Source organism: Plantactinospora sp. B6F1 (assembly GCF_040120695.1).
Taxonomy (GTDB): domain Bacteria; phylum Actinomycetota; class Actinomycetes; order Mycobacteriales; family Micromonosporaceae; genus Plantactinospora.
Genome location: NZ_JBEEAC010000024.1, coordinates 1 through 26,374, shown reverse-complemented (window position 1 = coordinate 26,374; position 26,374 = coordinate 1). Strand labels below are relative to the sequence as shown.

General features: G+C 70.2%; 19 protein-coding genes. 12 read left to right on the top strand and 7 right to left on the bottom strand.

What is annotated here, in order from left to right:
* Together ABNF97_RS25230 and ABNF97_RS25225 are read right to left on the bottom strand one after the other, a co-directional pair.
* Entirely contained in the window at positions 1-1,755 is a 1,755-nt protein-coding gene (locus tag ABNF97_RS25230; protein WP_349340034.1) for a glycoside hydrolase family 44 protein, read from the bottom strand.
* Positions 1,756-1,810: 55 nt separating this feature from the next.
* Positions 1,811-3,742, bottom strand: coding sequence for an alpha-L-fucosidase (locus ABNF97_RS25225; protein ID WP_349340033.1), 1,932 nt, complete (start codon positions 3,740-3,742; stop codon positions 1,811-1,813).
* 664 nt (positions 3,743-4,406) lie between these two features.
* On the opposite strand from ABNF97_RS25225, the gene ABNF97_RS25220 reads away from it, so the two are divergent.
* A complete protein-coding gene (locus ABNF97_RS25220) occupies positions 4,407-5,132 on the top strand; it encodes a FadR/GntR family transcriptional regulator (protein WP_349340032.1) in 726 nt (241 codons plus the stop codon).
* Positions 5,133-5,185: 53 nt separating this feature from the next.
* Here ABNF97_RS25220 and ABNF97_RS25215 read toward each other — a convergent pair whose 3' ends face one another.
* Positions 5,186-5,872: an FCD domain-containing protein gene (locus ABNF97_RS25215; RefSeq protein ID WP_130463677.1), complete on the bottom strand. Its 687-nt coding sequence runs from the start codon at positions 5,870-5,872 to the stop codon at positions 5,186-5,188.
* Positions 5,873-6,167: 295 nt separating this feature from the next.
* On the opposite strand from ABNF97_RS25215, the gene ABNF97_RS25210 reads away from it, so the two are divergent.
* From ABNF97_RS25210 to ABNF97_RS25165, 10 genes are all read left to right on the top strand, one after another.
* Complete coding sequence (locus ABNF97_RS25210) at positions 6,168-7,484, top strand: enolase C-terminal domain-like protein (protein WP_130463678.1); 1,317 nt, start codon at positions 6,168-6,170, stop codon at positions 7,482-7,484.
* Between the two features lie 111 nt (positions 7,485-7,595).
* On the top strand, positions 7,596-8,657 hold the full coding sequence (locus tag ABNF97_RS25205; RefSeq protein WP_130463679.1) for a substrate-binding domain-containing protein: 1,062 nt from the start codon (positions 7,596-7,598) through the stop codon (positions 8,655-8,657).
* A gap of 25 nt (positions 8,658-8,682) precedes the next feature.
* Positions 8,683-10,251, top strand: a complete 1,569-nt coding sequence (locus ABNF97_RS25200; RefSeq protein ID WP_349340031.1) for a sugar ABC transporter ATP-binding protein — start codon at positions 8,683-8,685, stop codon at positions 10,249-10,251.
* Positions 10,244-11,290, top strand: coding sequence for an ABC transporter permease subunit (locus ABNF97_RS25195; protein WP_130466109.1), 1,047 nt, complete (start codon positions 10,244-10,246; stop codon positions 11,288-11,290). Before ABNF97_RS25200 ends, ABNF97_RS25195 begins: the two co-directional genes overlap by 8 nt.
* Positions 11,291-11,712: 422 nt before the next feature.
* Positions 11,713-14,046: a nitric-oxide reductase large subunit gene (locus ABNF97_RS25190; RefSeq protein WP_349340030.1), complete on the top strand. Its 2,334-nt coding sequence runs from the start codon at positions 11,713-11,715 to the stop codon at positions 14,044-14,046.
* Positions 14,043-14,705, top strand: coding sequence for a hypothetical protein (locus ABNF97_RS25185; RefSeq protein WP_349340029.1), 663 nt, complete (start codon positions 14,043-14,045; stop codon positions 14,703-14,705). Before ABNF97_RS25190 ends, ABNF97_RS25185 begins: the two co-directional genes overlap by 4 nt.
* Positions 14,702-15,544: an SPFH domain-containing protein gene (locus ABNF97_RS25180; protein WP_130463682.1), complete on the top strand. Its 843-nt coding sequence runs from the start codon at positions 14,702-14,704 to the stop codon at positions 15,542-15,544. The genes ABNF97_RS25185 and ABNF97_RS25180 overlap by 4 nt, the downstream gene beginning before the upstream one ends.
* Positions 15,534-15,839, top strand: a complete 306-nt coding sequence (locus ABNF97_RS25175) for a hypothetical protein (protein ID WP_349340028.1) — start codon at positions 15,534-15,536, stop codon at positions 15,837-15,839. Before ABNF97_RS25180 ends, ABNF97_RS25175 begins: the two co-directional genes overlap by 11 nt.
* A 350-nt stretch (positions 15,840-16,189) precedes the next feature.
* Positions 16,190-16,321 (top strand): hypothetical protein, encoded by a 132-nt coding sequence (locus tag ABNF97_RS25170; protein ID WP_349340027.1) that lies wholly within the window; start codon positions 16,190-16,192, stop codon positions 16,319-16,321.
* Between the two features lie 189 nt (positions 16,322-16,510).
* A complete protein-coding gene (locus ABNF97_RS25165; protein WP_349340026.1) occupies positions 16,511-17,572 on the top strand; it encodes an amidohydrolase family protein in 1,062 nt (353 codons plus the stop codon).
* A gap of 2 nt (positions 17,573-17,574) precedes the next feature.
* On the opposite strand, the gene ABNF97_RS25160 is transcribed toward ABNF97_RS25165, so the two are convergent.
* Genes ABNF97_RS25160 through ABNF97_RS25150 form a run of 4 tightly spaced genes read right to left on the bottom strand, consistent with a single transcriptional unit; the run spans position 17,575 to position 25,424 of the window.
* Positions 17,575-23,298 (bottom strand): SCO7613 C-terminal domain-containing membrane protein, encoded by a 5,724-nt coding sequence (locus ABNF97_RS25160; RefSeq protein WP_349340025.1) that lies wholly within the window; start codon positions 23,296-23,298, stop codon positions 17,575-17,577.
* Complete coding sequence (locus ABNF97_RS34310) at positions 23,238-23,768, bottom strand: AfsR/SARP family transcriptional regulator (protein ID WP_502930551.1); 531 nt, start codon at positions 23,766-23,768, stop codon at positions 23,238-23,240. The genes ABNF97_RS25160 and ABNF97_RS34310 overlap by 61 nt, the downstream gene beginning before the upstream one ends.
* A 13-nt stretch (positions 23,769-23,781) precedes the next feature.
* On the bottom strand, positions 23,782-25,065 hold the full coding sequence (locus ABNF97_RS25155) for an RNA polymerase sigma factor (RefSeq protein ID WP_349340024.1): 1,284 nt from the start codon (positions 25,063-25,065) through the stop codon (positions 23,782-23,784).
* Positions 25,053-25,424, bottom strand: coding sequence for a YciI family protein (locus ABNF97_RS25150; protein WP_130463687.1), 372 nt, complete (start codon positions 25,422-25,424; stop codon positions 25,053-25,055). Before ABNF97_RS25150 ends, ABNF97_RS25155 begins: the two co-directional genes overlap by 13 nt.
* An 87-nt stretch (positions 25,425-25,511) precedes the next feature.
* Here ABNF97_RS25150 and ABNF97_RS25145 point away from each other — a divergent pair, with 87 nt between their 5' ends.
* Complete coding sequence (locus ABNF97_RS25145; RefSeq protein ID WP_349340023.1) at positions 25,512-25,940, top strand: YybH family protein; 429 nt, start codon at positions 25,512-25,514, stop codon at positions 25,938-25,940.
* Positions 25,941-26,374 lie beyond the last annotated feature (434 nt).

Here is a 26,374-nt window from a genome sequence, read left to right as displayed (position 1 = left end):
TCAGTGTCGGTGTTTCGGCAGGACCAGCAGCGTGATGGAGTTCGCCGGGTACGTTGCGGTGACGCTGCCGCCCCTCACCCGGAGATCCTCCCCACGCGCGATCGAGGTGAGATCGGCGGGACTGTAGGTGAAACGCTGCACCTTGCCCTTGCCGTTGAATCCGGCGACCGACAACCGTGAGGTCAGATCGTCGCCCGTCTTGTTGATCACCATGACGGTCAGTGCCTTGTCGGACGAGCGTTGCGCACCATAGACCGCCAGTTGTCCCTGGTCGCTGCTGACCGCCGATACGCTCACGTCGCCGAACCGACTTCCGGCTCCGTCGTAGTTGCGGTACATCCGGAACGCGTACGCGCCGGGATCCGTCGGTTTGGGCTCGCCCCAGATGGTGGCCAGGTCGAGGCCCTCGCGCCCGAAGATTCCAAGTACGTCGGCCTGTGCCAGCGCACCGTTGATGTCGTCCAGCGCGCCCCAGTTGTACTCGGTGATCGCGACCTTCGTGCCGGGGTAGTACTGCGCGACCCACGCCTTCATCGTGCGGATGAACTGTAGCGGCGGCGCGTTGACACCGCCGGGGCCGATCCACGATTCCTCGACGTACGTCGGGTCCCACAGCGACCGGGTGGACCGCAACCGCAGCGCGTTGGCCTCCGGGTCCTTGCCGCCGCTGATCTGCGGGTAGTAATGCTGGTCGAAGTAGTCGAGGAAGCGCTTGCCGCCGTGCGCGTCGCTGAAGTCCTTCATGTTCTTCAGGTACCACTGGGACAGGTTGAGCCCGCCGTGCGCGGCCGCGTCCGCACCCGGGGCGCACCCGTCCAGCCCGGACGCCACCCACTCGCAGTAACCCCAGCCCGACGGGCCGAGCACCGCCGCGCTCGGATCAGCGGCCTTGACCGCCGCAGCGGTCGCCGTGCCCTTGCTGCCCAGTTCGTCGTAGGTCACGAGCTCGGGGTGCACGTCACGGTGCGTCGAGCTCCACAGCACCGGCTCGTTGTCGAGTTGGTAGATCGACACACCGCCCCGCGCTGCCCGGCCGAACTGGTCCACCAGATGCGACACCATCTCACCCGCGAACGACGCGTCCGCCGGGATCGAGGTGTCCGTGGGTACCGCACCGGCGAGGTTCGCGTCGTCGAGCCGGCCGTTGCCGCAGTTGGGGTCCCACGGGTCGAACGCGTCCTGGGTCGGGAAGCGGGTCGCCGGGAACCCGCAGGCGAACGGGTGTGACTGGGGCGAGTCCTTCGCCACCCACCCGATCAACGGCACGGTGACCACCTGCTTGATCCCGCGGTCCCGGTTGCGCTGGACGAACGCCTCGACCGTGTTGTCCGGCCCGGCCACGATGTTCTCGAAGTACCAGTCACTGCCGGTGTTGTAGGTGTGGTTCCTGAAGTTGTAGCGGCTGCTCGCGTTGCCGCCCCAGCGCGCCACCGGCATGCCGAGCTCGGCGACGAGCGCGGGATCACCGCCGTTCATGCCGTAGACATCCGGACTGATCGCATGCCGGGCGGTGGAGACATCCACGGACAGGGTGAGCCCGACGGCGACCGCCGGGCCGGCGACGGCCGGTGCGGGCAGAAGCCCCGCCACCAGGAGAGATCCGACCGCACCGATGGCCGTGGCCGACGCGAGCCCGCGCCGTCGTTGAACACCCACCAGAGACTCCCGCCACTCGCCAACCCAGAGCACGCCGAACCGGCTCCAGCATATTAGCGTCCATCTATCTACTGTCAATCGGTGCGACAGCGCAGCCACCGGGGCCCGGGCGAGACAGCCGCTCTCCCCCGGACCCGTCCGTGGCGTCGCGGGGTCAGACCGCGGCGATGGTCCATTGGAGGTTGGTGCTGGAATCCGGCGCCCACAGCTTCACCCTCGAACCGACCGTGGCGTCGCCACCACTGTCGAGTGCGGTGCCGGTGCCGCGGTTGATGATCTGGAAACGGCCGCTGCCGACGCTGTTCAGCCGCCACTGCTGGTTGTTGCCGCCGTTCCACGGCGCCTGCCTCGCGGTCGCGCCGTTGCTGCTGTCGCCCCAACTGTCCGCGACCATGCCATTGGTGCGGTTGACCAGCCGGTAATAGCCGCCGCCCAGGTCGACCAACTGCCACTGGAGGTTGGTGCTGCCGTCGTAGTTCCACTGTTTGAGCATCGAACCGGAGGCGACACTGCCGCCACTGTCGAGCACCAGGCCGGTGGTGACGTTGGTGATCCTCACCCAGCCGGTGGGGGTGCTGCCCCCGCCGAGTGCGGGGATCTGGCCGGAGAAGGTCAGCTTCACCACGTACGCCGGGGCGCTGAACGGAGCACTCCCGGGCATCGTGATGCGCAGGCCGGAGCCATCCTGGGTGGGGCTGGGCAGGTTGAGGTACGAGCCGGCGGAGGAACCCAGCAACTGCACCGTGGAGAGGGTACCGAGGTTGATCCGGTTCGAGCTCAAGGTCGTGACGTTCAGGGTGCCGCCCGGCCAGCCCAGCACGGTGACGTACAGGACGCGGTTGTCCTTGCTGCGGGTGAACCGGATGTCCCGGTTGGTCCCCGCCCGCGGCGTGACGAAGGAGCCCCCACCCATCTGTGTCGGGCCCTCCCCGTAGGCGGTCCAGGCCCGGGTGGCGTAGATCGACTCACCGAACCGGCGCAGGTAGTCACCGATGCCGAGCAGGATCGTGCGCTGCCCGGCCGGGATGGTGCCGTCCGCCATCGGTGCGATGTTGAGCAGCATGTTGCCGTTCTTGCTGACCCGGTCGATCAACGAGTGCAGCATGGCGTTGAGCGAGTAGTAGCCGATGCCCTGGGTGTAGCACCAACTGGAGCTGGAGATGCTGTCGTCGGTCAGCCAGTAGGGATGCTGGATGTCCGCCGGACCGCCGCGCTCGAAGTCGTACACCGATCCACGGTTGTTGAGACCGTCCTTGTAGGTGGTGACCACGTCCCTGTTCCACGCCACGGCCTGGTTGAAGTAGTAGGAGAGGAAGTCCAGCCGCCGCGACTCGTCGATCCGGGGCAGGTTGAAGTCCTGCCAGATGATGTCGGGCTGGTAGCCGTCGATGACCTCCTTGAGCTTGTCGTACCAGAGCTGCTGCTCCTCGGCGGCGCTGAGCTGCCCGTACAGCTTCCGGAGGCTGGCCGTCGACTGCGTCGGCACCCGCTCGTAGAAGCCGGTGAAGTTGTACGCGTGGTGCAGGGACACCAGCAACCTGAGGCCCTTGGAACGGATGGCGTCGGCATGCAGGCGCAGCAGGTCGAGCCTGGGTCCGGTGGCGACGGAGTTCCACTCGTTCACCCTGCTGTTCCACATCGAGTAGCCGTCGTGGTGTTCGGCCACCGGCCCGGCGAACCTGGCGCCGGCATCGGCGAAGAGCTGCGCCCACTCGTCCGGGTCGAAGTTGCCGCCGGCGGACCTCAGCCGCGGCGCGAACTGCACCCAGTTTCCGGCCCGGTCCCTACCGCCGTTGATGAAGTTGTGATACGGCCAGGTCGACGGGTCGCCGTACACGCTCCGGTGGTGGTTGTTCTCGTTCGATCCGCTGAAGTACATGTTCCGCGGGTACCACTCATTGGCGAACGCGGGAACGCTGAAGGCGCCCCAGTGGTAGTAGATGCCGAACTTGGCGTCCTGGAACCACTCCGGCGCCGGTGGATGCTGGTCGACCGACGACCAGGTCGGCGTGTAGCTGCTCGGACCTTCGGTGGCGTGGGCCTCGCCGACCCTCCACGGACCGGTGGCCGCGGCGGCTCCGGTCATCCCGGCGGTAACGAGAAGGCTGCGGCGCGTGAACCGAAACGTTGACGAGGACATCGTGGCGGATCCTCCCGGAGGTTTCGCGGTGGGCAGCCGCATCAGTCATCACACGTTAAGTTACATACTTGCAACAGTCAATGTGTCCAAGCGAAGAACGCTGAGGGCCGTCGACTGCCACCATCCGCCCGTGAGCTGTAGATATGTAGACAGCCCGCGATCCCTCATCGTCAGCGGCACCAGCGGAGGTTGGGGCGATCTTGGCTCCCGGTGAGAAGAGATCAGATGTATCCGTCGTTCGCTTCGCACTGCTGCGGGTACCGCCGCGCGCAGGCGCGCCCGCCCGTCGGTGCCCGGTCGGTTAGAATCCGCCACCTGGTCGCATCAACACCCACTCGGCGGGCCCTCCACCCGCCCGCCACCGTCCCGCCTGCCGCATCGGTTCCTATGACGGCCCGCGTCCGCCGTGCCGCGCCGCCCTCGCCGCGGCGACCGCCGGGAGTGGCCCGGTGGCGGCACGTGGAGCCGACCGTAAGACCCGCGTACGCGGGCAGGTGGCTGTGAAGCGTGAACCCGGCACGACGTCAGTCGATCAGACCGGGACCGTCCCCCCGCAAGGCGGGACTATCGATCGTGTGCTCACCAAAGCACACCGAAAGGTGACGGTGGCATGTCTCGCACTGACGAAGTGATCAACAGCATCAAGCGGATGATCCTGGAGGGGGTGCTCAAACCCGGGGATCGGCTGCCGGTCGAGAAGGAGCTCGCCGAGTCGTTGGGGGTCTCGCGCAGTTCGCTGCGCGAGGGGATCTCGGCGTTGTCGCTGCTCGGCGTGGTCAACACCCGCCAGGGAGACGGGACGTACATCACGAAGCTCGACGTCACCCAGTTGCTGGCTCCACTGGGCTTCGTGGTCGACCTCGAAGGCCGGGGCAACGCACGGCACGTGCATACGATTCGTCGGGTGCTGGAGTGCGAGGCCGCCCGATTGGCCGCGACCCGGATCCCCGACGAGGCACTCCTCCAGGCCCGCGAGCTGCTGGACGAGGCGACCCGAATCGCGGGTGAGGCGCCGCGGTACCACGAACGGATCATCGAGATCGACATCCACTTCCACCGGATCATCGCGGTGCACAGCGGTAACCCGGTCCTGGTGGGGCTCATCGACGCGTTCGCCGGGCGCACGGTCCGCGGCCGGTTGTGGCGCAGCCTGCACGAGGAGGGCGCCGACCGCCGTACCCATGAGGAGCACCTGGCGATCTGGCGAGCGCTCGCGGCGCGTGATCCGGAACGGGCCCGGATCCGGATGGCGAACCATCTGGCCGGGGTCGAGGAATCTCTCTACGCGCTGGCGGACGATGAGCCGTTGCCCGGGCCAGGGCCACAGCCACACTGACCGACGAGTCCCCGGACCGCCAGGCGGCTTCGGCACGCCCGCCCGCACGTGGCTCAGCGCTCCTCCGGCAGGCGGGTACGTAACCAGTTCTCGGTCGTGGTGATGTGCATCAGGGCGGCCGCCTGGGCCTGGATAGCGTCCCCGGCGGCCAATGCCAGGTAGATCGCCTCGTGCTCGCGCAACGTGCGCCCGGCGGCGTCGGCGTCGACCAGGCCGCGCCACACCCGGGCACGCAGGGTCCGGCTGGAGATGCCGTCAAGTACGGTCGACAGCGTCTCGTTGCCGGTTGCGGCTACCACCGCGCGGTGGAAGGCGAGGTCGTGCTGGTTGAGCAGCTCCACATCGTCAGCCGCGGCGCGCATGGCTTCCAGGTGGTCCTTGACCTCGGCGAGCTGCCGCGGCGAGATGCGGGTGGCGGCGAGGCCGGTCGCCGCGGCCTCGAACAGCCGCCGCACCTCGGTGAGCTCCAGCATGGTGTCGCCCTGGAGCAGCTCGACCGCGCCGCCGATGCCTTCCAGCAGCACCCGCGGTTGCAGGCTGGTGACGAAGGTGCCGTTACCCCGTCGCACCTCCAGCACCCGGGCCGCCACCAGTGCGCGTACCGCCTCGCGCATGATGTTGCGTCCCACCCCCAGCTCGGTGGCGAGCTGCTGCTCCGGCGGGAGCCTGGAGCCGGGCGGGAGCTCCCCCGACTGGATCAGCTCGCGGAGGCGTGTCATCGCCCTGTCGGTCAGCGACATGTCTCGACCCCTTGGTGGTCTCCCGCAGTGGTCAGCGGGTTGTGGATGGCCCGTGCAGGCAACCCTAGCAAGGTGATCCCATGTCTGGACACGAGGACTTCCGTCGATCCAGCGCACGCTCCCGCGCGACACGCTGAAGTTGCTGCCGGAGCCCCTGTTTCCGATCTGTGTCTAGACGTGAACCACGAGGACGGCTATAAAGACATCCCATGTCAGACGGTTCACTGGGCGACGTGAGATCGCGGACGGCAGCACCCCGGCCGGCAGGGCCAGCGAGTGGGCGGGGCGGACGGCCATGACCGAGGTGATCAGCGCGGTCGACGCGGTCGACGTCCGGTTTCCCACCTCTTCCGGCCTCGACGGCTCGGACGCGATGAACCCGGAACCGGACTACTCGGCGGCCTACGTGACCGTGCGCACCAGTACCGGCCAGCAAGGGTTCGGCCTGGCCTTCACCGTGGGACGCGGCAACGACGTCCAGGTGGCCGCGATCCAGGCGTTGGCCCCCCTGGTCATCGGGCTGCCGGTCGGGGACGTCCTCGCCGACCTGCGGGGCTTCTCGGAGATACTGACCGGCGACAGCCAGCTGCGCTGGCTCGGCCCGAACAAGGGCGCCATCCACATGGCCGCCGGCGCGATCGTCAACGCGATCTGGGACCTGTACGCGCGCCGGGAACGCAAACCGCTGTGGCGCCTGCTGGCCGAGATGCCGCCAGCGCAACTCGTCAGCCTGATCGACTTCCGGTATCTGCGGGACGTCCTCACTCCCGAGGAGGCACTGGAGATCCTCCAGCGCGCGCAGCCGGGACGGGCGCAGCGCCAGCGGCAGTTGCTCGACAACGGATACCCGGCGTACACCACCACACCGGGCTGGCTCGGCTACACCGACGACAAGCTTGTCCGGCTGTCCCGAGAGGCCGTACGTGACGGCTTCGGCCTGATCAAGCTGAAGGTCGGCGCGGACAATGACGCCGACGTACGGCGGCTGGCCCTGGCCCGGGAGGCGGTCGGCTCGAACATCCTGATCGCCATCGACGCGAACCAGGCGTGGGGAGTCGACCAGGCGGTCGCCTGGCTGAAGTCCCTCGCGCCGTACGACCCGTACTGGATCGAGGAACCCACCTCGCCGGACGACATACTCGGGCACGCCGCGATCCGCAGGGCGGTCGCGCCGATCAAGGTCGCCACCGGCGAGCACTGCCACAACCAGGTCATGTTCAAACAACTGCTGCAGGCCGAGGCCATCGACATCCTGCAACTCGACGCCACCCGCGTCGCCGGGGTGAACGAAAACGTCGCGATCCTGCTGCTCGCCGCCAAGTTCGGGGTGCCGGTCTGCCCGCACGCCGGCGGCGTCGGCCTGTGCGAGATGGTGCAGCACCTGGCGATGTTCGACTACGTCGCCGTCAGCGGCAGCACCGACGGTCGCGTGATCGAGTACGTCGACCATCTCCATTCGCACTTCGTCGATCCCGTTGTCGTCCGCAACGGCCACTATGCGGCACCACTGAACCCGGGCATCGGCGCGCGGATGCATCCCGGGTCGATCGCGGAGTACCGCTTTCCGAACGGTCCGCAGTCGGCAACCACACCCTGGTCGGTCGGCCGGTGAGCCGGAGGATCGGCGCGACCGGCAGCCGTGTCCCGGGCTGGCCCCTCGGCCAGCCCACCGGCAAGCACCCTCGAAACCTCACGTCCGGGCATCTCTCACATAGGAGCCGTGATGAACCGTAGACCCATCGCCGTGACCGCGGCCGTCGCCATGTCCGTCGCACTGCTGACCGGATGCGCCGGCAGCGACAACGCCACCGGTGACGGCGGCGCCGCCGCGGTGGTCGGCGTCGACTACCCGCGGTCGGACACCGACTTCTGGAACTCCTACATCAAGTACACCCCGCAGTTCGCCACCGAACTCGGGCTGGACCTGAAGACGACCAACTCCCAGAACGACGTGGCGAAGCTGATCTCCAACGTGCAGTCCTTCATCAGCCAGGGCGTCAAGGGCGTCGCCATGGCGCCGCAGGACACCGCCGCGATCGCACCCGCCCTGCAGACCCTGGCCAGCAAGAAGATCCCGGTCGTGACCATCGACACCCGGCCCGACCAGGGCAAGGTGTTCATGGTCGTCCGCGCCGACAACCGCGCCTACGGCGAAAAGGCGTGCCAGTTCCTGGGTACCAAGCTCAACGGCGCCGGCAAGGTCGTCATGCTCCAGGGCGACCTGGCCTCGGTCAACGGCCGGGACCGCACCGAGGCGTTCAGCGAGTGCATGAAGAAGAACTACCCGGGAATCAGGGTCTTCGGCGAGGCGACGAACTGGGACGGCGCTATCGCCTCGCAGAAGCTGCAGATCCGGCTCACCGAGCACCCGGACATCAAGGGTGTCTACATGCAGTCCAGCTTCGCCCTGGCCGGGACGCTCCAGTTGCTGAAGCAACGCGGTCTGCTCACCGCGCCGACCGACCCGAAGCACGTCTTCGTGGTCTCCAACGACGGCATCCCGAAGGAGCTACAGGAGATCGGCGCGGGCAACATCGACGCCACCGTCTCGCAGCCCGCCGATCTCTACGCCAAGTACGCGCTCTACTACCTCAAGGCGGCCATCGAGGGCAGGACGTTCCAGCCGGGCCCGACCGACCACGACAGCACGATCATCCAGGTACGCGACGGGGTGCTCGAAGACCAGCTCTCCGCACCACTGGTGACCCTCGACGGCGGAACCTACGGCGGCGTACCGAGCCTCAAGCCCGATGACAGCTCCCTCTGGGGCAACAACATCGGCTGACCAGCCGCGGAGGAGAAACCGGAACATGAGCGGCAACGGGAAGGCGTCGACACGCTCGCCATCCGCCCCGGGCGACGACGGGCGGGCCCCAGCGGGCCCGCCCGTGGCCGAGGCGACCGACATCACCAAGCGGTACGGGTCGACGGTGGCGCTCGACCATGCGCGGATCACCGTACGCAGCGGCGAGACACACGCCCTGGTCGGCCGTAACGGGGCCGGCAAGTCCACCCTGGTCTCGATCCTGACCGGTCTGCAGCCCGCCGACTCCGGAGAGATCAGGTTCTTCGGGCAGCCGGCACCCCGGCTGTCCGACCGCGACGGCTGGCGGCAGCGGGTCGCCTGCGTCTACCAGAAGTCGACAATCATCCCCCAGCTGACCGTGGCCGAGAACCTGCTGATCAACCGGTACGACCGGAACCGCAGCGGGCTGATCAGCTGGCGAAGGCTTCGCCACCGGGCGCGGGACCTGCTGGCCGGCTGGTCTGTCGACGTGGACGTCGACGCCCTGGCCAAGGAGCTCAGCGTCGAGCAGCGCCAGTTCGTGGAGATCGCCCGGGCGCTGTCGTTCGGTGCCCGGTTCATCATCCTCGACGAGCCGACCGCACAGCTCGACGCCAGCGCGATCGCCCGGCTCTTCGACCACATCCGCGAGCTGCAGAGCCAGGGCGTCACGTTTCTGTTCATCAGCCACCACCTACAGGAGATCTACGAGATCTGCGACATGGTGACGGTGTTCCGCGACGCCCGGCACATCGTCACCGCTCCGGTCGCCGAGCTTCCGCGCAACGATCTCGTCGCCGCGATGACCGGCGAAGCCACCGCGCTCGATGCCCCGCGCTCCCGGACGGCCCCGGCCGGGCACCCCGAGGTGGTGCTCGACGTGGCCGCCCTCTCCCTCGACGGGGTGTTCGACGACGTGACCTTCCAGGTCCGGTCCGGCGAAATCGTCGGCATCGCCGGCTCCGGCGGCAGCGGGCGGACCGAGCTGGCCGAAACGATCGTCGGACTCCGCGCGCCAGACACCGGGACCGTTCTGATCGCCGGCCGGCAGCCCCGAGCGGGTGACGTCCGCGCCGCCCTGGCAAGCGGCGTGGGATTCGTGCCCCAGGACCGCCACCACCAGGGGCTGGTCACCGGAATGTCGATCGCCGACAACGCCACCATGACCATCCCGGAGCGGCTCGGGTCAGCCGGCTTCATCAGCACTCGCCGCCGCGACGCCATCGCCAACACCCTGATCGACGATCTGGCCATCAAGACGCCCGGACCGGACCTGCCCGTCTCCGGACTCTCCGGCGGCAACCAACAGAAGGTCGTCATGGCACGCGCACTCGCGAACGACCCCCGCGTACTCGTCCTCATCACGCCCACGGCGGGCGTGGACGTACGGTCCAAAGAGTTCCTCCTCGACAAGGTCGACGAGGTCGCCAATTCCGGCACCGGCCTCGTCGTCGCCTCCGACGAACTCGACGACCTGCGCATCTGTGATCGCGTCCTGGTGATGTTCCAGGGCCGCATCGTCGCCGACATGCCAAGCGGCTGGCGTGACCACGACATCGTGGCCGCAATGGAGGGACTTACCGCCGATGTCTGAGACCCGGACCGTACCTGACACGGCCGCCGACGGCCCCGCCGTCCCGGCCGGCCTCGCACCTCGCCGGCCCGCCGGCAAGCTGACCGTCGCCCGGCTGCGGGACCTCGCGCTGGTGCCGGCGATCGTGCTCATCGCCATCGTCGGGCAGATCGTCAACCCGGTCTTCCTCCAACCCGACAACCTGATCAACATCGTTCAGACCATGGCGGAGATCGGGCTGCTCGTGCTGGCCCAGACCATCGTCCTGGTCACCGGAAAAATGGACCTGTCGCTGGAATCCACCTTCGGCCTCGCCCCGGGCGTCGCCGCGTGGATGACGGTCGCCGTCGGCGCCGGACACGGCATCGGGCTCGTACCCGGCGCCTGGAGCATCCCGATCACCCTCGCGGTCGGCGCGCTCATCGGCATCGCCAACGCCGCGCTGATCGTCCGGTTCGGCCTGCACGGCTTCATCGTCACCCTGGGGATGCTCATCGTCCTTCGCGGCCTGCTCACCGGCATTTCCGGTGGCCAGACCTTCTTCAACCTCCCCGAGTCGATGATGTACCTCGGCAACGCCATCTGGTTCGGCATTCCCGCGTCGATCTGGCTCTGCGTCGCCCTGTTCGCGGCCGGGATCATCCTGCTCGGCTACACCAACTTCGGACGGTCCCTCTACGCCATCGGCGGCAACGTCGACGCCGCCAAGGCGGCCGGCATCCGCACCGACCGGGTGCTCTGGATCGCCCTCACCGGCGCCAGCGTCCTTGCAGCCCTGGGCGGCCTGATGCTCTCCGGCCGCCTCGCCTCCGTCGCCGCCTCTCAGGGCAACGGTGCCATCTTCACCGTCTTCGCCGCGGCGGTGATCGGGGGCGTCAGCCTCAACGGCGGTAAGGGCACGATGTTCGGTGCGTTCACCGGCATCCTGCTGCTTTTCATGATCCAGAACGTGTTGACCCTCGCCGGCGTACCGGCACAGTGGATCGGCGCGCTCAACGGTGCCATCATCCTCATCGCGCTCGTCGTCTCCCGGATCACCGGTGGCAAGGCGCAGGAGTAGCTGATCGCGAAGCGGCACCGCCGCCATCCCCGCCGTCGTGCGTGCCCGCACCATGGGCGATCCGGCGGCGCTGATGCCTCGCGGCTCAGTGGAAAAACAGGACCAACGGCCCTGTTCGCCGGAGTAATGCGACCCCACGCTGGAGCGGGCCAAGACATCACCGTTGCGTCGATGTATGTGAAACGAGTGCGTGTTCGCTCGACTGGGCGGGTGTCGTGCGGTGCGACGGCCATCGCGTGACCGGTGAAGGGATGTGACCGTGCAGCGCTGGGTCATCGCCCCCTCGGCGGCCGCCATGCCGCTGGCCTGGATCACCGGCGAGACGGAGGGGCGAGGACTTGTCTGAGCAGGTGCAGGTGAGGGGTTCCGGCCGAGCGGGGTTGACCCTTTCCAAGGGATGGGTTCAGGGCGTCGCCCTGGTAATGGTTTTCGGGTTCTTCGTGATGGGCATGCTCGCCCTGCGGACCTACTCCGACTCGATGCCGCTGCCGCAACGGGTGACCGGTCCGGACGGTGCGGTGATCTACACGGCAGCGGACGTGACCGCCGGCCAGCAGACCTTCCTGCGCCGAGGGCTGCAACAGTACGGCTCGGTGATGGGTCACGGCGGCTACCTCGGCCCGGACTACACCGCGGAGTACCTGCGCATCTCGGCCGAGCACATCAAGGCCGATCTCGCCGGCTCCGGAGCGCAGGAGCCCTCCGAGGCCGCCAAGCGGATGCTGCGGGAGAACCGGTACGACGAGGCGAGCGGCGAGCTGGTGTTCACCGCGGAGCAGGTGGCCGCGTTCGAGCACGCCACCCGGCACTACGCCGACTTCTTCGCCACGGACAGCACGAAGTTCGGCCTCATTCCGCAGGTGATCACCGATCCCCGCGAGATCCACGAGTTGACCGCGTTCTTCTCCTGGACGGCGTGGGCGAGCGCGGCGGAGCGGCCGGGCCACACCTACTCCTACACGAACAACTGGCCGCCGGAGCCGCGCGTCGACAACACCCCGACCGCCGACATCGTGGTCTGGTCGGGTCTGTCGCTGACGGCTCTCCTGGTCGGCCTGGGCGCGCTGTTCGCGCTCTACGGGCGGTGGAGCCGCTCGATCGGCTGGCACGCCAGCGAGCAGCCGCCGCTGGCCTTCCGCCAGCCGGGCGAGGTGCAGATCACCAAGGCGCAGAAGGTGACGGCGTGGTTCTTCTTCGTCGTGGCCGCACTCGCGCTGGCGCAAACCCTTCTGGGCGGCGCGATCGAACACTACCGGGCCGACCTGAGTACCTTCTTCGGCATCGACCTGGCACAGGTGCTGCCGTTCAACCTGGCCCGCACCTGGCACGTACAGCTGTCGCTGTTCTGGACCGCGGCGGCGTTCCTCGCCGCCGGCATCTTCCTCACGCCGATCATCTCGGGTCGGGAGCCCCGACGGCAGCACTGGCTGGCCTGGGGCCTGCTCGGTGCGCTGGTGGTCGTGGTCGTCGGCTCGCTGGCTGGCGAGGCGATCAGCATCTTCGGCGTCGACTGGGCGAAGGGCTCGATCCTCTTCGACCAGCAGTGGGAATACCTGGACCTGCCGAGGTTCTGGCAGGCCCTGCTGGTGGTCGGGCTCTTCCTGTGGATCGCGATCGTCTACCGCGGCATCCGGTCGCGGCTGAAGACCGAACACCGGCTCAACATGCCGTGGCTCTTCCTCTACGCCGGCCTGGCGATACCCGCCTTCTACGCGGTCGGCATGCTGGCGTCGACGGGTAGCCATCTGACCGTCGCGGAGTTCTGGCGCTTCTGGGTGGTGCACCTCTGGGTGGAGGACTTCCTGGAGCTCTTCACCACCGTGATGGTGGCCTACATCTTCGTGATGCTGGGTGTCGTTCGCCGTAAGATCGCCATCCAGATCATCTTCCTCGACGTCATCCTCTACTCGGCGGGTGGCGTGATCGGGACGATGCACCACCTGTACTTCTCGGGTACGCCGGTGGAGCACATGGCGCTCGGCGCGTTCTTCTCCGCGCTGGAGGTGATCCCGCTGACGTTCCTGACCGTCGAGGCGTGGACCTTCCTGCAACTGGGCTCCCGGCAGCAGAACCGCACCAGTGCGCCGTTCCCCCACCGCTGGGCGGTGATGTTCCTGGTGGCCGTCGGCTTCTGGAACTTCGTCGGCGCCGGGGTCTTCGGTTTCCTGATCAACCTGCCGATCGTGTCGTACTTCCAGATCGGCACGGCGCTGACCGCCAACCACGCCCACGGCGCCATGATGGGTGTGTACGGCATGCTCGCGGTCGGCCTGGCGCTGTTCGCGCTGCGCTACATCATCCCGGCGGCGAAGTGGCCGGACAGGCTGGCGAAGCTCTCCTTCTGGTCGCTCAACATCGGCCTCGCCTGGATGGTGTTCGTGACCCTGCTTCCGCTGGGCATCCTGCAGCTGTGGCACTCGGTCAACGACGGATACTACGAGGCGCGCACGCTCAACTACATCACCGAACCGGGCAACGCGCTGCTCGAATGGATGCGGATGCCCGGTGACCTCATCCTCATCGTCGGCGGCGTGCTGCCCTTCCTGTGGATCACCTATCTCGGCATCCGCCACGGCATCCGGGCCACGGCGACCGAGCTACCGCCGGAGACGCTGTACGTCGAGGAGACCCCCGAAGCGGCCCAGGACCGCACCGGCCTTCCGATCCTGACCGGTGCCGCGGGAGCCGTGGACCAGGTGCCCCGGTCCCGGAGCCGGTACGCCTCGGACCGGCGCGACGAGGCGGAGCAGCCGTGACCGGGTTCTCGGCCTCGGACGTGGGGGTGGAAGCCTGGCTGGCGTCCACCTACTGCCTGGCCCTGGTCGGACTGGCGTACGTCATCGACGCGCTGGCGCGCCGCGCCGCGTCGATCTCCGAAGGTGGCATGTCTGGTGGCTTCGTCTACCACGAGGACCACGATGCGTGGCAGTGCCCGCAGGACCAGTGGCTGTGGCCGCAGTCCTTCGACGCGCAGAACCGCGTGATGCGCTACCGCGGCACCCCGTCGGTCTGCAACGCCTGCCCTGTGAAGAGCACGTGCACCACCTCGTCCTCCGGGCGGGAGGTCCAGCGCGCGGTCGACTCCTGGCCGGCCTCCGAAGCGGCTCGCTTCCACCGCGGCATCGCGTGTCTGGTGGTTCTGTTGGGCCTCGTGTGGCCGGTCGGCACCGCGCTCACCGGCCCGGGCCCGGACGCGTTGCTGGTCCTGGCCTCGGCCGTGGTCGTCGCGCTGCTGCTGAGTCTGCCGCTCTGGTCACACCTGCGGCGCAACCCGGTGTTCATCCCCGAGACGGTGGCCGACCAGGCGCTCGATGAGGTGGTCGCCGAGCGGCTGGCAGCTGCGGCCGCCCTACGCCGCAGGCGCTCACGCTACGGGTCCGACCGCCGTGAGCCCGATCCGGAGGCCACACAATGACCATCGCGATCGTCATCATCCTGGTGCTGCTGTTCGTGGCCACCTCCTCGCTACGGGTGCTGAAGGAGTACGAGCGTGGGGTGGCGTTCCGGCTGGGACGGTTGCGCGAGCCGTTGGGCCCGGGGGTCCGGGTGCTGCTTCCAGGCCTGGACAAGCTGGTCCGGGTGGACCTGCGGGTCGTCACGCTGACCATCCCACCGCAAGAGGTGATCACCCGCGACAACGTGCCGGCCCGGGTGAACGCCGTCGTACTCTTCCGGGTGGTCGACCCGGTGAAGTCGGTGATGACGGTGGAGAACCATGCGGTCGCCACGTCCCAGATCGCGCAGACCACCCTGCGTTCGGTCGTCGGCCGCGCGGACCTCGATACGCTGCTTGCTCACCGGGCCGACCTGAACGAGGATCTCGCGAAGTCCATCGCTGCGATGACCGAGCCCTGGGGGGTCAAGGTCGAGGTCGTGGAGATCAAGGACGTCGAGATCCCGGAGGCGATGCAGCGGGCGATGGCCCGCGAGGCCGAGGCCGAGCGCGAGCGGCGGGCAAAGGTGATCAACGCCCGGGGGGAACTCCAGGCATCGGCGGAGCTGCGCGACGCCGCGAAGACGCTCAGCGAGAGCCCGGCAAGCCTCCAACTACGCTACCTGCAGACCCTGCTGGAACTCGGCGCCGACCAGAACTCCACAGTGGTCTTCCCGCTGCCGATCGACATCATCGGTCCCTTCCTCGACGCCATCCGCGGCGCCAGCACCGGACCGACCGACGCCGGCCGCGCCGCACCCGACGCCAACGGCACCTCGCCCGCGACCAGCGCCGTGGAAAGGACACCTGGTGACCGCTGAACTCGACCCAAGCTCCGTCCAGGGCCGCCCGATCGAACTCACCCCGGTCCCCCGAGGTGTCTGGCTGGTCGTCCTCGGCGGTGGAGTGACCGCCCTCGCTCCCCTTTTCGGATTCCTCGTCGGAAGCATTCTCGGGACCGAAGACGAGACCCTCGGAATGAGTTCGATCTTCCTGTTTCTCTTCCTCGGGTTTCTCGTCGCCGGCGTCGGCATCGGCATCGCGATCCTCGGCGTACGACGTATCCTCCGCACCCGGAGCCAGCGGGCTCGTGAGGTTCGTGAGGCTGATCGGTGATGCGTGGACGGGACGGCGCCTACAGCTGTGTCCGTGCCTCCTCCACCCGGCGGAGGACACCCTGAGCATCGCGGGGCCGGGCGTCGACCGGGACGCACCGGCGCCGGGGATCACGGCCTGGGCGATCGCGCCCGCCTCCTCGACCAGCGCCAGCGCGTCGTCGCGGTGCCCCTCGCCGGAGGTCAGGTAGGCCAGCGCAAGCAGGCCCGCGGCGACTCCGTACCAGCGGGTTCCCCAAGGCGACGTGGCGCAGCCCGTCTACCTGCACGCCGAGGTGCAGAACATACAACGCCAACCCGACGACCGCCACGCACGTCATCAACGTCGAGCCGGTGGAGCTTGGCTGCACGATGCAGATAACTCGCCACTACTACCGGCAGGTCATCAACTCCAACGGCTCCGCCGAGCGGGAGCTGGTGCTGACGTTGAAGAACATCGGCTCGGCGCAGTGCTCTGCCCGACCGTTGCTGTCCCGGATCTGACGTGCCGCGTCCGGCCGGGCTGGTCCCGGCCGGACGCGCCTGAACGGAGCCGGTAAGGCGACGGGCACGGCGAAGGTCCATTGCCAGGCAAGGGCGTAGAGGTGGTCATTCGGGTACCCTCGGCTAACCGGATGGCGTGTCGACCGTCCCGCCCGAATCGGATGGCACCTGAGGTACGGGGGTGGCGTGGTGGCGGTGCTGCGGATCCGCGGTTTCGCTCTCCCCGAAGGGGAGCCGGTTGATCTCTATGCCGACGGTGACAGATGGACCTCCGATCCAGTCGCCCGTGCTGAGCTGATAGCTGAGGGCTGGCTGCTGCCTGGACTGGTCGACGCGCATACACATCCCGGAGCGGAGGCGCCGGGACAGCCGTTGGATCCTGGCATCCTGCGGGAAGATCTCCGGGCGCACCTGGCGTCCGGAGTCGCGCTCATCCGTGCTCCCGGTCTCGCCGGCGATCCGCCTGACTGGTTCGGTCTCGCAGACGACAGCCCACGAGCCTTCCATGCCGGCCCCTGGATCGCTCAGCACGGACAGTTTTTCGAGGGCTGGGGCCGCCGTCCGGACCCGGCCGATCTGCCCGCCGTCGCGGCCGAGCAGGCGGCTCGTGCCGGATGGGCGAAAGTCGTGATCGACTGGCGTCCCGGCGACGATGTCCTGCCGGTGGAGGTACTGCGCGAGGTTGTCACACACGTACACGCGGTGAACGGGCGTGTTGCGGTGCATTCACAGCACCCGGACGGTGGTGCGGTCGCGGTCGAAGCCGGGGTGGACTCCGTGGAGCACGGTATGGGCCTGGACCCGACGTTGCTGCCGCGGATGGCCGAGCAGGGCATCGCACTGACGCCAACACTCTCTGTGATCACCGCTTCGCTGAGGCGGGTCTCCACCGAGCCGGACAGTTCCCGCAAGCGTTGGTACGTGTCGGGAGCAAGTGTGCACGGCCAGCTCGCCGCTGCCGCCGTCGAGGCCGGCGTCACCGTGCTGGCCGGTACGGACACCCGGCCGCACGGCGGCATCGTCAACGAAATCCGCGCTCTGGTGCTCGCCGGCGTGTCACCACATGAGGCGATCGCTGCCGCGTCCTGGACGGCCAGGTCCTACCTTGGTCTGCCCGGCTTGGTGGCAGGAGCCCCGGCCGACGCGGTCGTCTTCGACGCCGATCCCCGCAGCGACCTCGACCAACTCGACAGGCCGCGAGCGGTCATCGTCCGCGGCAAGTGCCTCCATCGCCGCTCTGATCCCCGATGACCTCACCCCATCCGCGTTACCGCCTGGCGCAGCCGCCGCAGGTCGCGGCGTCGCCGCTCATAGGTGGCGCCGACAACGATGAGAACGACGCCGCCGATGCCCATCGGCAGCCACCGAGGCAGCATGTCCCAGTACCGCACCACCTCGTAGACAGTGATCACGGCGAGCACACCGGCGCCGCCCACGACGGGGGCCTGGCGGCGGCGCGCCGCCCCGAGAACCAGTACGAGGAAGCCGCCGACGCCGAGCAGCAGTCGCCGCGCCGGGTACTCCGCGCCCGCCAACAGGAGCGCGATGCTCGGCAGGAAGGTAGCGACCAGCGCCGGGCCGTACGCCAACCAGCTGTGCAGGTGCGGGCGGCGGCGAAGCTCGAGCGCGCCGCCCAGCAGTGCCAGCAGCGCCGCCGGAAGGGTGTACGCCTCGACCACGCCGACCCCACCGGCGAACAGCAACAGCCAACAGGCGAGCAGCTCACAGCCAGCGCCGGCCACCGCCAGCCGCCAGCGGCGGGGCCGTAGCGCGGACAGCCCGAGAGCCACGCCGTACCCGACCAGGATCAGCGCGGTGACCCGCAGGTCCGCCGCGCCTGCGGTCAGCGCCGCCAGCCCCGCGATGAGGTAGGACATCATCTCCGTGGTCGCGACCTCGGTCCGCTGGTGGTGCGGCAGCACGGCCGCGGCGAGCAGCAGCAGGACGGCCAGCACGACGAGGCTCGACGAGAACTGCTCGGGGGCCAGATGTGCGCCTGTCGCCACGGCGGCGAGCAGCGACAACGCTGCCACGCCTACGGAGTGCCAGCCGGCGAGGCGGCCGCCGGTGCGCCGCCCGACCACGGCCGCGGCCAGCCCGGCGGCCACCGCAAGGCTCAAGCCGGCGTACGTCGCCGGTTCGGTCGGGAGAGCGCCGGAGATCCCGGTGCCGCCCAGCAGTCCACACAGGACCACCGCGGTGGCCGTCAGGGACCGGCCTCCGGCGGAGTCGGGCCAGCCGCGGCGAGCCGCCCAGACACCGGTCCCGGCGGCGACGAGGAGCGCCGTGCCGGGACCGGCCGGCCATGGGGCGTCCCAGGCGACCGGCATGATCGACACGGCAAGGGCCGCGCAGGACAGGACCGCCGGCCAGGTCCATGGTTGGCGGGGACGGCCGAGTCCGCGAACGCACATGCCGGCGCCGAGCGCGAGCAGCGCCAGCGCCATCGGGTGCCAAGCGGTGCCGGGCCAGCCGTTCGCGCCCGGCGCGAGCCCGTCGATCGAGCCTCGGGGCGCCGGCCCCCACCCCACGCCGAGCCAGGCGTACGGGCGGAACAGCACCGCGGCGACGGCGGGCAGGACGGCGACCGCGGCGATCAGGGCCATCGGACTGGCGGCGGCGACAACGGTGCCGGGCCGCCGACCGGGTGGCGCCAGGAGCCCCGCGCCCACGCCCAGGACGGCGGCGAGCGCGGCGTACCCTCCGGTTGGTTCGGCCGACGTGAGGGTCGCCAACGCGACCACCGTGCCGCCCACCGGGACGGCGACGCTGCCGTACGGCAGGTACGCCGGACACGCGCGCCGCAGCCATACCACCACGCCGAACGCGACAACCGTCGCGGCCAGCGCGCCGCGCAGCAGCGGGCCGGCACCGAGCCCTGCTGCCGCGCCGACGGCCGCCGTCGCTCCGGGCAGCGCGATGAGGGCACCGGCTGCCGCGACGCCGCCGACGAGTCGGTGCGCAGCGGCGTCCGGGTCTTCACCGGCGGGCTCTCGCTCGCCGGCCGGCAGGCTGGCCGCGACGACCGCGCCGCAGAGGACCACGCCGCAGAGTACGGCCGCGGTCAGGGCGGGCCGGGGAAGGGCGGCGGCTGCGGCGTACAGGCCGAGGAGCGCGCCCGCCGCGGCGAAGCGTAGGCGGGGTCGCGCAGCCCGGGCCCTCGTCGCGGACAGTCCACACCCGAACGCGACGAGGCCGGCCAGCATGGTCGGCGCCCACCAGGGCATCCGCAGCGAGACCGGCGCATCGACGACGGCCAGGATCAGCGCCGCCGCAGCGGAGTCCCGCGCCACCCGGTAGCCCCATCCGCGCACCACCGGACTGTCGGCCAACGCCAGTGCCGTGGCCGCGATCAGGATCAGCGCCGCCAGCGGCTGCCACCCGACGATATCGCCGGCGACCGGCCCGCCGGCCAGCCAGCCGTCCAGGTCGGCCCGCCAAGCCGGCGTACCGTCGACCAGGACCTGCACCGCCCGCGCAACGGCCAGAGCCGAGGCCACGGCTGCCACCGCCGCGAGCGCAAGGCCGGCTGCGCCGGCCGGGCCACGCCGCCAGGCCAGTGGCAGCAGGCCGACGCCGAACGCCACGAGCAGGACGACGGCCGCGGTGGTCAGCAGCGCGTACCCGGGGAGCAGCACCGCTGCCAGTCGCGACAGCGACACGAGGAGCGCGAGGGTGACCCCGGCTGCTTCCTGGTAAGCCACGCGGACCGCTCTCCCGGCCGGCCGGGAACGAGGAATCAGCCGCAGCGCCGCCGCAAGGAAGAGGAACGCGACGGCGAGGTGGTCCGCCAGGGTGGGGGCCCCGCCGCTCCAGACGATCACCCCGATCAGCACCGCGCCGGCCGCCGCGCCGTGGGCGGGAGCCTCGCCGCCTCGAGCCAGTCGTACCACCGAGCCCACCGTGAGGGCCGCGCTGGCCGTGGCCAGCCCGAGCGCCACCACCGTCGCCGGGGGCAGCCCGACCATGGCCGCCGCGCTCGCCACCGCGCCAGGCAGCGCCGCGAGCCCGCCACCGATCGCTGCATCGGCCACCCACCGCGCCTGGTGGCCGGGCGGGGCGGCATGTCCGATCAGGCCCACTGCGGCGCAGACGACAACGGCCGTGCCCAGCACCAGCGCCGTGCTCCACGACCGGCCGAGCGCGGCACCCGCGGCATGCACCCCGAACAGCGCCGCGACGACGGCCAGTCTCCGTCCCGCGCGCGAATCCTGGACCCGGACCGCAGCGAGAGCGAGGAGCGTCCCGCTCGCCCCGCTCACCGCCGACGGCGCCCACCAGGGCAGGCCGAAGGCGACGGGCGCCGCGAGCAGCGACAGGGCGCCGGCGGTGAGTGCCGCCGGGTCGCGGTACCGCTCCGGCAGTGCGAGGGCGCCGGCGACGAGGAGCGCCAGCGCGAAGGGCACCTGCCGGCCGTACGCCGCGACGACGGCGACGAGGTCGGGCCACCGGCCCAGGTCGGCCGCCCACGGGCGGGGGTTCATCGACGCCATCACCGCGGTGGAACCCTCGACGATGGCGATCAGGCCGCAGGTCAGGGCCAGCGCGGCACCGGCGACGAGGGCGCCCGCCGCCGGTCCCCGGCGCCACGGTGAAGCCCGGCGGGCCGCAGCGAGCCCGACGGCGCTGGTGAGGGCGGCCGCCGTGACAAGACGGAGTCCCGGTGCGGCGACCGACACCAGACCCACCGCCGACGCGACTACGGCAAGGGTCGTCACGGCGTGCGCCACCAGCAGGAGCCGATTCCCGGGAGAGTGCGGTTCGGACCGGCGGACGGCGGCGATGAGCAGCGTGGCGGACAGGCCGAGAAGGACGGCGGTTCCGGCATCGGCGAACGTCGGCGGGGATCCGCTGAGAAGGTTGGCGCTGCCGGTGAGCAGCGCCCCGCAGGCCGCGCCGACGGTGGCCCCCGGCGCTGTCCGGCGTCGGGTCAACGCGACCGCGCCGGCCACGAGCGACAGGGCGGCAACCGCGCTGGTGACCGTCCGTACCGCGGTCGCATCCGCATTCAGGGCGGCAAGCCCGGCGCCCGCGATTCCCGGAAGTATCGCAAGGAAACCACCGAAAGCGGCATCGGCGATGTGTACGGACCGCAGATTTGTCGCCGCTGCCGACGGTCGGCGGCCGAGGCGGGCTATGAGGAAGCATCCGGCGGCCAGCGTCGCCAACACCGCCGCCGTGAGCCAAGCCCGCGGCAGCGCCGTGACGAAGGCGTATCCGCCGAGGGCTAGGCCGGCCCAGACGGGTAGGTATCCCAGCTGGCCCTCGTCGCCGGGGTCCCCGCGGTCGCCAGGACCGGCCTCTTCGGCCCTCCGACCGGGGCTGAGCAGACCCGACAGGCCCAGTGCCAGCGCCGCCGCGACCGCGATCCACGGTCGCACCCACCAGGGCAGCCCCGACGAGGCGGGGGCGACGATCGCGAGCAGGGCGAACCCCGCGAGGATCGCCTGGTGGGCCGTTCGGCGTCCGAGCAGCATCGCCACCCCGACGGACACGATCAGCATCGCCGCCGGCAACTGCCATCCGGCCAGCCGACCGCCGATCGGTTCCACACCGGCCGCCTGCCAGGCAGGGAAGGCGGCGGCCAGGACACGTACGGCGACGACCAGGCTCCACGCCCCGAGGAGGACGCCGAGGAGGATGACCATGCCCGCGCTCGCGGTGATCGGGCCACGTCGCCATGGCGGCGGAAGGGCGCGGGCCACGACCACAGCCACGGTGACGGCGGCGGCCAGGACGACCAACCCGGCGGGGGCCCACATGAGCGCTATCACCCGGTAGACCGCGAACACCGCCGTGACGGTCGCCGCGCCGGTGGCGACGTGCCGCACCGCGGGGTGCCCGACCACGGTCGCCGAGCGGACGGCCAGGGTGGCGGAGAGCAGGAGGACGGTGGCGGAGAACATGCCCGGCAGCGGCGCGGTCGCGGTGGCCAGAGCGGTGGCGGCGAGCGCGCCGGCCCCCGCGAGCGCGAGACCGTGCAATACCCACGCGAGCGCCCTCAGCGGCAGTGGTCCCGACCCGGCCCGGGTGAGCCGCGCCGCCGCCACGAGGTTCTGGACCGCGACCGCGTTGGCCAGCAGGGACGTGAGGGCGAAGCCGACCGTGAGCCGGGAAAGGTCGGACCAGGAGAAGTCGGCCTGCCTGGTCGGTGCAGCGCCGTCGTCGTCGAGCGCGCCCAGCGCGATCATCGGGAGTACGGGCTGCGCCGCGATCAACGCGACGTAGCGCGGTACGGTCAACCGGGTCACCGCCCGATAACCCGCCGCAACCGCGCTGGTCACCAGGAAGGTCAGCCCGGCGTACGCCGAAACGGGCAACACCCGGTCCACCCCGAACAGTCCGAGTGACCAGACGGCGAAGCCGTCCAGTAGGACGAGCAGCAGCGCAACAGCGCTGATCGTCTCGGCCGTGGCCACCAGTCCCCGGCGGGCCAGCAGCACCGGTGTGGTCACCGCGATGACCGTGCCCGCCGCGAGAATCAAGGCCTGGCCGGCCTGGCCGAAAGTCGTCCACGCCACGACACTGAACGTGATGGCGGCCGCGCCCAGCAGCACGCCGCCGAGGGCGAGCAGCACGTTCTGCACCTGCAGCACGGAGGCCTCCGGCCGAACGGCCGGTGACGACGGCGGCGCTGGTGGCGGTGACAGGACCTCCCGCACCGGCTGCGGTGTGACCGGCGGGACCGACGGCTGCCTGACCGGCGGGACCGACGGCTGCGGCGGGGCGAGGCGGGGTGGCACCGCAGCGGGCGCGACGACCGGCGACAGTGGGGCCGGCACCTGCGCCGGCCGCGCGAGCCGGGCGCGCTCGGCGGCGAGCAGCTCGTCGCGCTGTGCCACAGCCTCGCGGCGCTGGCGTTGCACCTGCTCCTGCTGCCCGCGCAGGTACTCCGCCCGCGCGTCACATTGGGCGATCACCCGGTCCAGCCGGGCCAACCTGACGGCGTCATCGCCATGTATGTCGGAAGCACGCACGTACGCCAGCATCGACGCTGCCCCCGTCGCCGTGTGCTCCCGGTGACTCCGTCGCACCCGAACCGAGTCCAAACCGGAACCGTCGGCTTGCCGGATGCCGACCGGGAGCGGATGGTCGAACTGCTACGCAGTCCCGCCCCGCCGCACCTGTTGGCGAACGGCTGGCAAGCGCACTCCCGCCTCCGTGACGGAAACGGCCTGGGCTGTCCTGTCCGCTCATCGACAGGATCGCCGCCCCGGGGTCGACGGTCAGCGCCGCCGCCGGTCGTGCCGCCTGGGACCGCATCCGGAGGTGGCCGGTCGAGGCCCGGCCGCGCGGCCAGGTCGGCCGACGGAACCGCGTCGAGTTCGCGACGCAGCAGGTCCCGGTACGCCTCGTACGCTCGGTAGCCCTCGATCCAGTTGCCCTCGGCCAGATGGGCTTCGATGAGGGCCCGCTGCGCGCCTTCCCGCAGCGGTTCGGCAGCCAACAGCGAATCCTCTTCAACGTGGCCAGTCCTCTTCAACGTGGCCAGGGCGGCGACACCCGACGCCGGCCAACGGCCCGGATGCGCGTAGGTCCGATGCCAGCTGCGCGGCCCGTGTCTGCAGGTAGCGCTGCTCGGGCCGGCTCAGTGTGAGCCGCGCCGCCAGCCGGTAATACTCCTGCGCCCCGGCCCGGTCGCCGGCCAGTTCCAGCAGGTGGGCCCGCACCGCCGCGGTCCGGTGGTGCCGGGCCATCAACGGGTCCTCGGCGATCCGGTGCAGCGCGGCTAGCCCGGCTTCCGGGCCGTCGACCATGGCACGTGCCACGATCCGGTTCAGCGTGACCATCGGGCTCGGGGCGAGTGCGTGCAGCATCCCGTACAGGGCGAGGATCTGCGGCCAGTCGGTGTCCTCGGCGCGCGCCGCTTCGTCGTGCACCGCCGCGATCGCAGCCTGCAGTTGGTACGGGCCGATCGGGGCCCGGGCCAGCGTGTGGGTGATGATCGCGACGCCTTCGGCGATCGCGTCCGCGTCCCAGCGGCGCCGGTCCTGCTCGGCGAGCGGGACCAGGGCGCCGTCCGGCCCGGTACGCGAGGGCCGGCGTGCGTCGGTGAGCAGCATCAACGCGAGGAGCCCGGCGACCTCGCCGTCGTCCGGCAGCCGCCGGTGCAGCTGCCGGGTCAGCCGGATCGCCTCCCGGGTCAGCTCCACCCGGTTCAAGGCGTCGCCGGAGCTGGCCGTGTAGCCCTCGTTGAACGTCAGGTAGAGCACGTGGCGGACCGCGGTGAGACGCTCGCCGAGCTCGCCCGGCGCGGGCCTCTCAAACTGGCCGCCGGTATCGCGGATCCGCTGCTTGGCCCGGCTGATCCGCTGGCTTACGGTGGCCTCCGGCAAGAGCAGCGCCCGGGCGATCTCCGCGGTGGTGAGCCCGCCGACCGCCCGCAGGGTGAGCGTGACCTGCGCCGGCACGCTCAGGGCGGGATGGCAGCAGAGCAGCAGCAAGGCCAGCTCGTCGTCGCCACGGACCTGCGGCACGGGCTCGAGCCGGACCGCTTCCTCGCGGCGCCGGCGGGCCGTCTCGTTGCGTAGCAGTTCCACCCGCCGACGGCTCGCCACGGCGATAAGCCAGTTCCGCGGATGCTCCGGGACGCCGGTCTGCTGCCACTGCCGGAAGGCCGCGATCAGCGCCTCCTGCACCGCGTCCTCGCAGGCCTCGAAGTCGCCGTAGCGGCGTACGACGGCGGCCAGGACCTGGGGCGCGCAATCGCGTAGCAGGTCCGGCAGCCCGGTCACAGCTCCCATGCGCTCATATCGAGGATCGGGCGCACCTCGACCCGGGTGTACGCGGCGTCCGGCGCCTTCGCCGCCCAGGCGACCGCCTCGTCGAGATCCGCGACGTCGATCAGGTAGAAGCCGGCCAGGTGCTCCTTGACCTCGGCGTACGGGCCATCGGAGGTGATCGTCCTACCGTCGCGTACCCGAACCTGGGTGGCCAGGGCTGGGTCGCCCAGCCCTTCGCTGACCACCAGCACGCCGGCCTCGCGCATCTCCTCGGTCAGTCGCAGGTGACCGAGGCCGAAGTCGGTCCGCTGCTGATCGGTCAGAGTCTCCCAGACGGCCAGCGACCGCGGGTTCGACTGAATCAGGAGCAGGTATTTCATGGCTTCTCTCCTTTTCTCTCGTCGGGATGTCGAAACTGACCGGCCCGGCTTCGACATCCCGGGCAAGAGAGAAAGGTAGGACCTGTCATGGACGAGATCCGGGAAGTCATCGAGGGCAAGGCCGCGCTGCTGCAGAAAGGTGACGCCAGGGCCATCCTGTCGTACTACGCGCCCCGCTTCGTCGAGTACAGCCTCGCCCCGCCGCTGCGCCAGCCCGGCGACGGGCGGAACCCGGCCGCGCTGGAGGCCTGGATGGCCACCTTCGAGGCGCCGCCGCGCCGCGAGGTCACCCAGTTGGAGATCACCACGGACGGCGACGTGGCGTTCGCGACCAGCCTCGACTGTCTGACCGCTGTGCCGTGCGGCTCGACCGAGAGTTTCAGCCTGTGGTTCCGAGTGACGCTGGGACTGCGCCGCATCGACGGGCGCTGGCTGGTGACGCACGAGCACGAGTCGGTGCCGTTCGAGATGGACGGCTCGTTCCGCGCCTCGACCGGGCTGACCCCCGCCACCTGAGGTTCATCAGGGGCGCCGGGCCTGCCGCCGACACCCGTCGGCGGCAGGCCTCGCCGGAGGCTGGCCCCAGGCGGCTTGGGCTTCGCCGCAGCGAGCGCTTCCCGTTATCTTCCTTCGATACCGGCCCGCGAACGTCCAGGGCAGGACTACGGATAGAGGGTCCGGTCCGGGTTCGAATCCCCTTCGACACACACGTCCGACGAGAGACCAGCCGACCTCATCGCCATCGTGATCAGCAGCTGTTCAACCACGCAATGACCCTGAGCACGACCGCAGGCAGGTCAGTAGGCGACGAGTCCGATGCTAGCCCGGGTGATTCACCGTGATCGTCAAGATGTGCTGTTCGTCGGCGTGTAGATAAGCGGAAGTGCCTGCCCTGCAAGGGAAACTTGTGATTGCGACATCTACAGGTTTCTCTCTGAGGGAGGCACTTC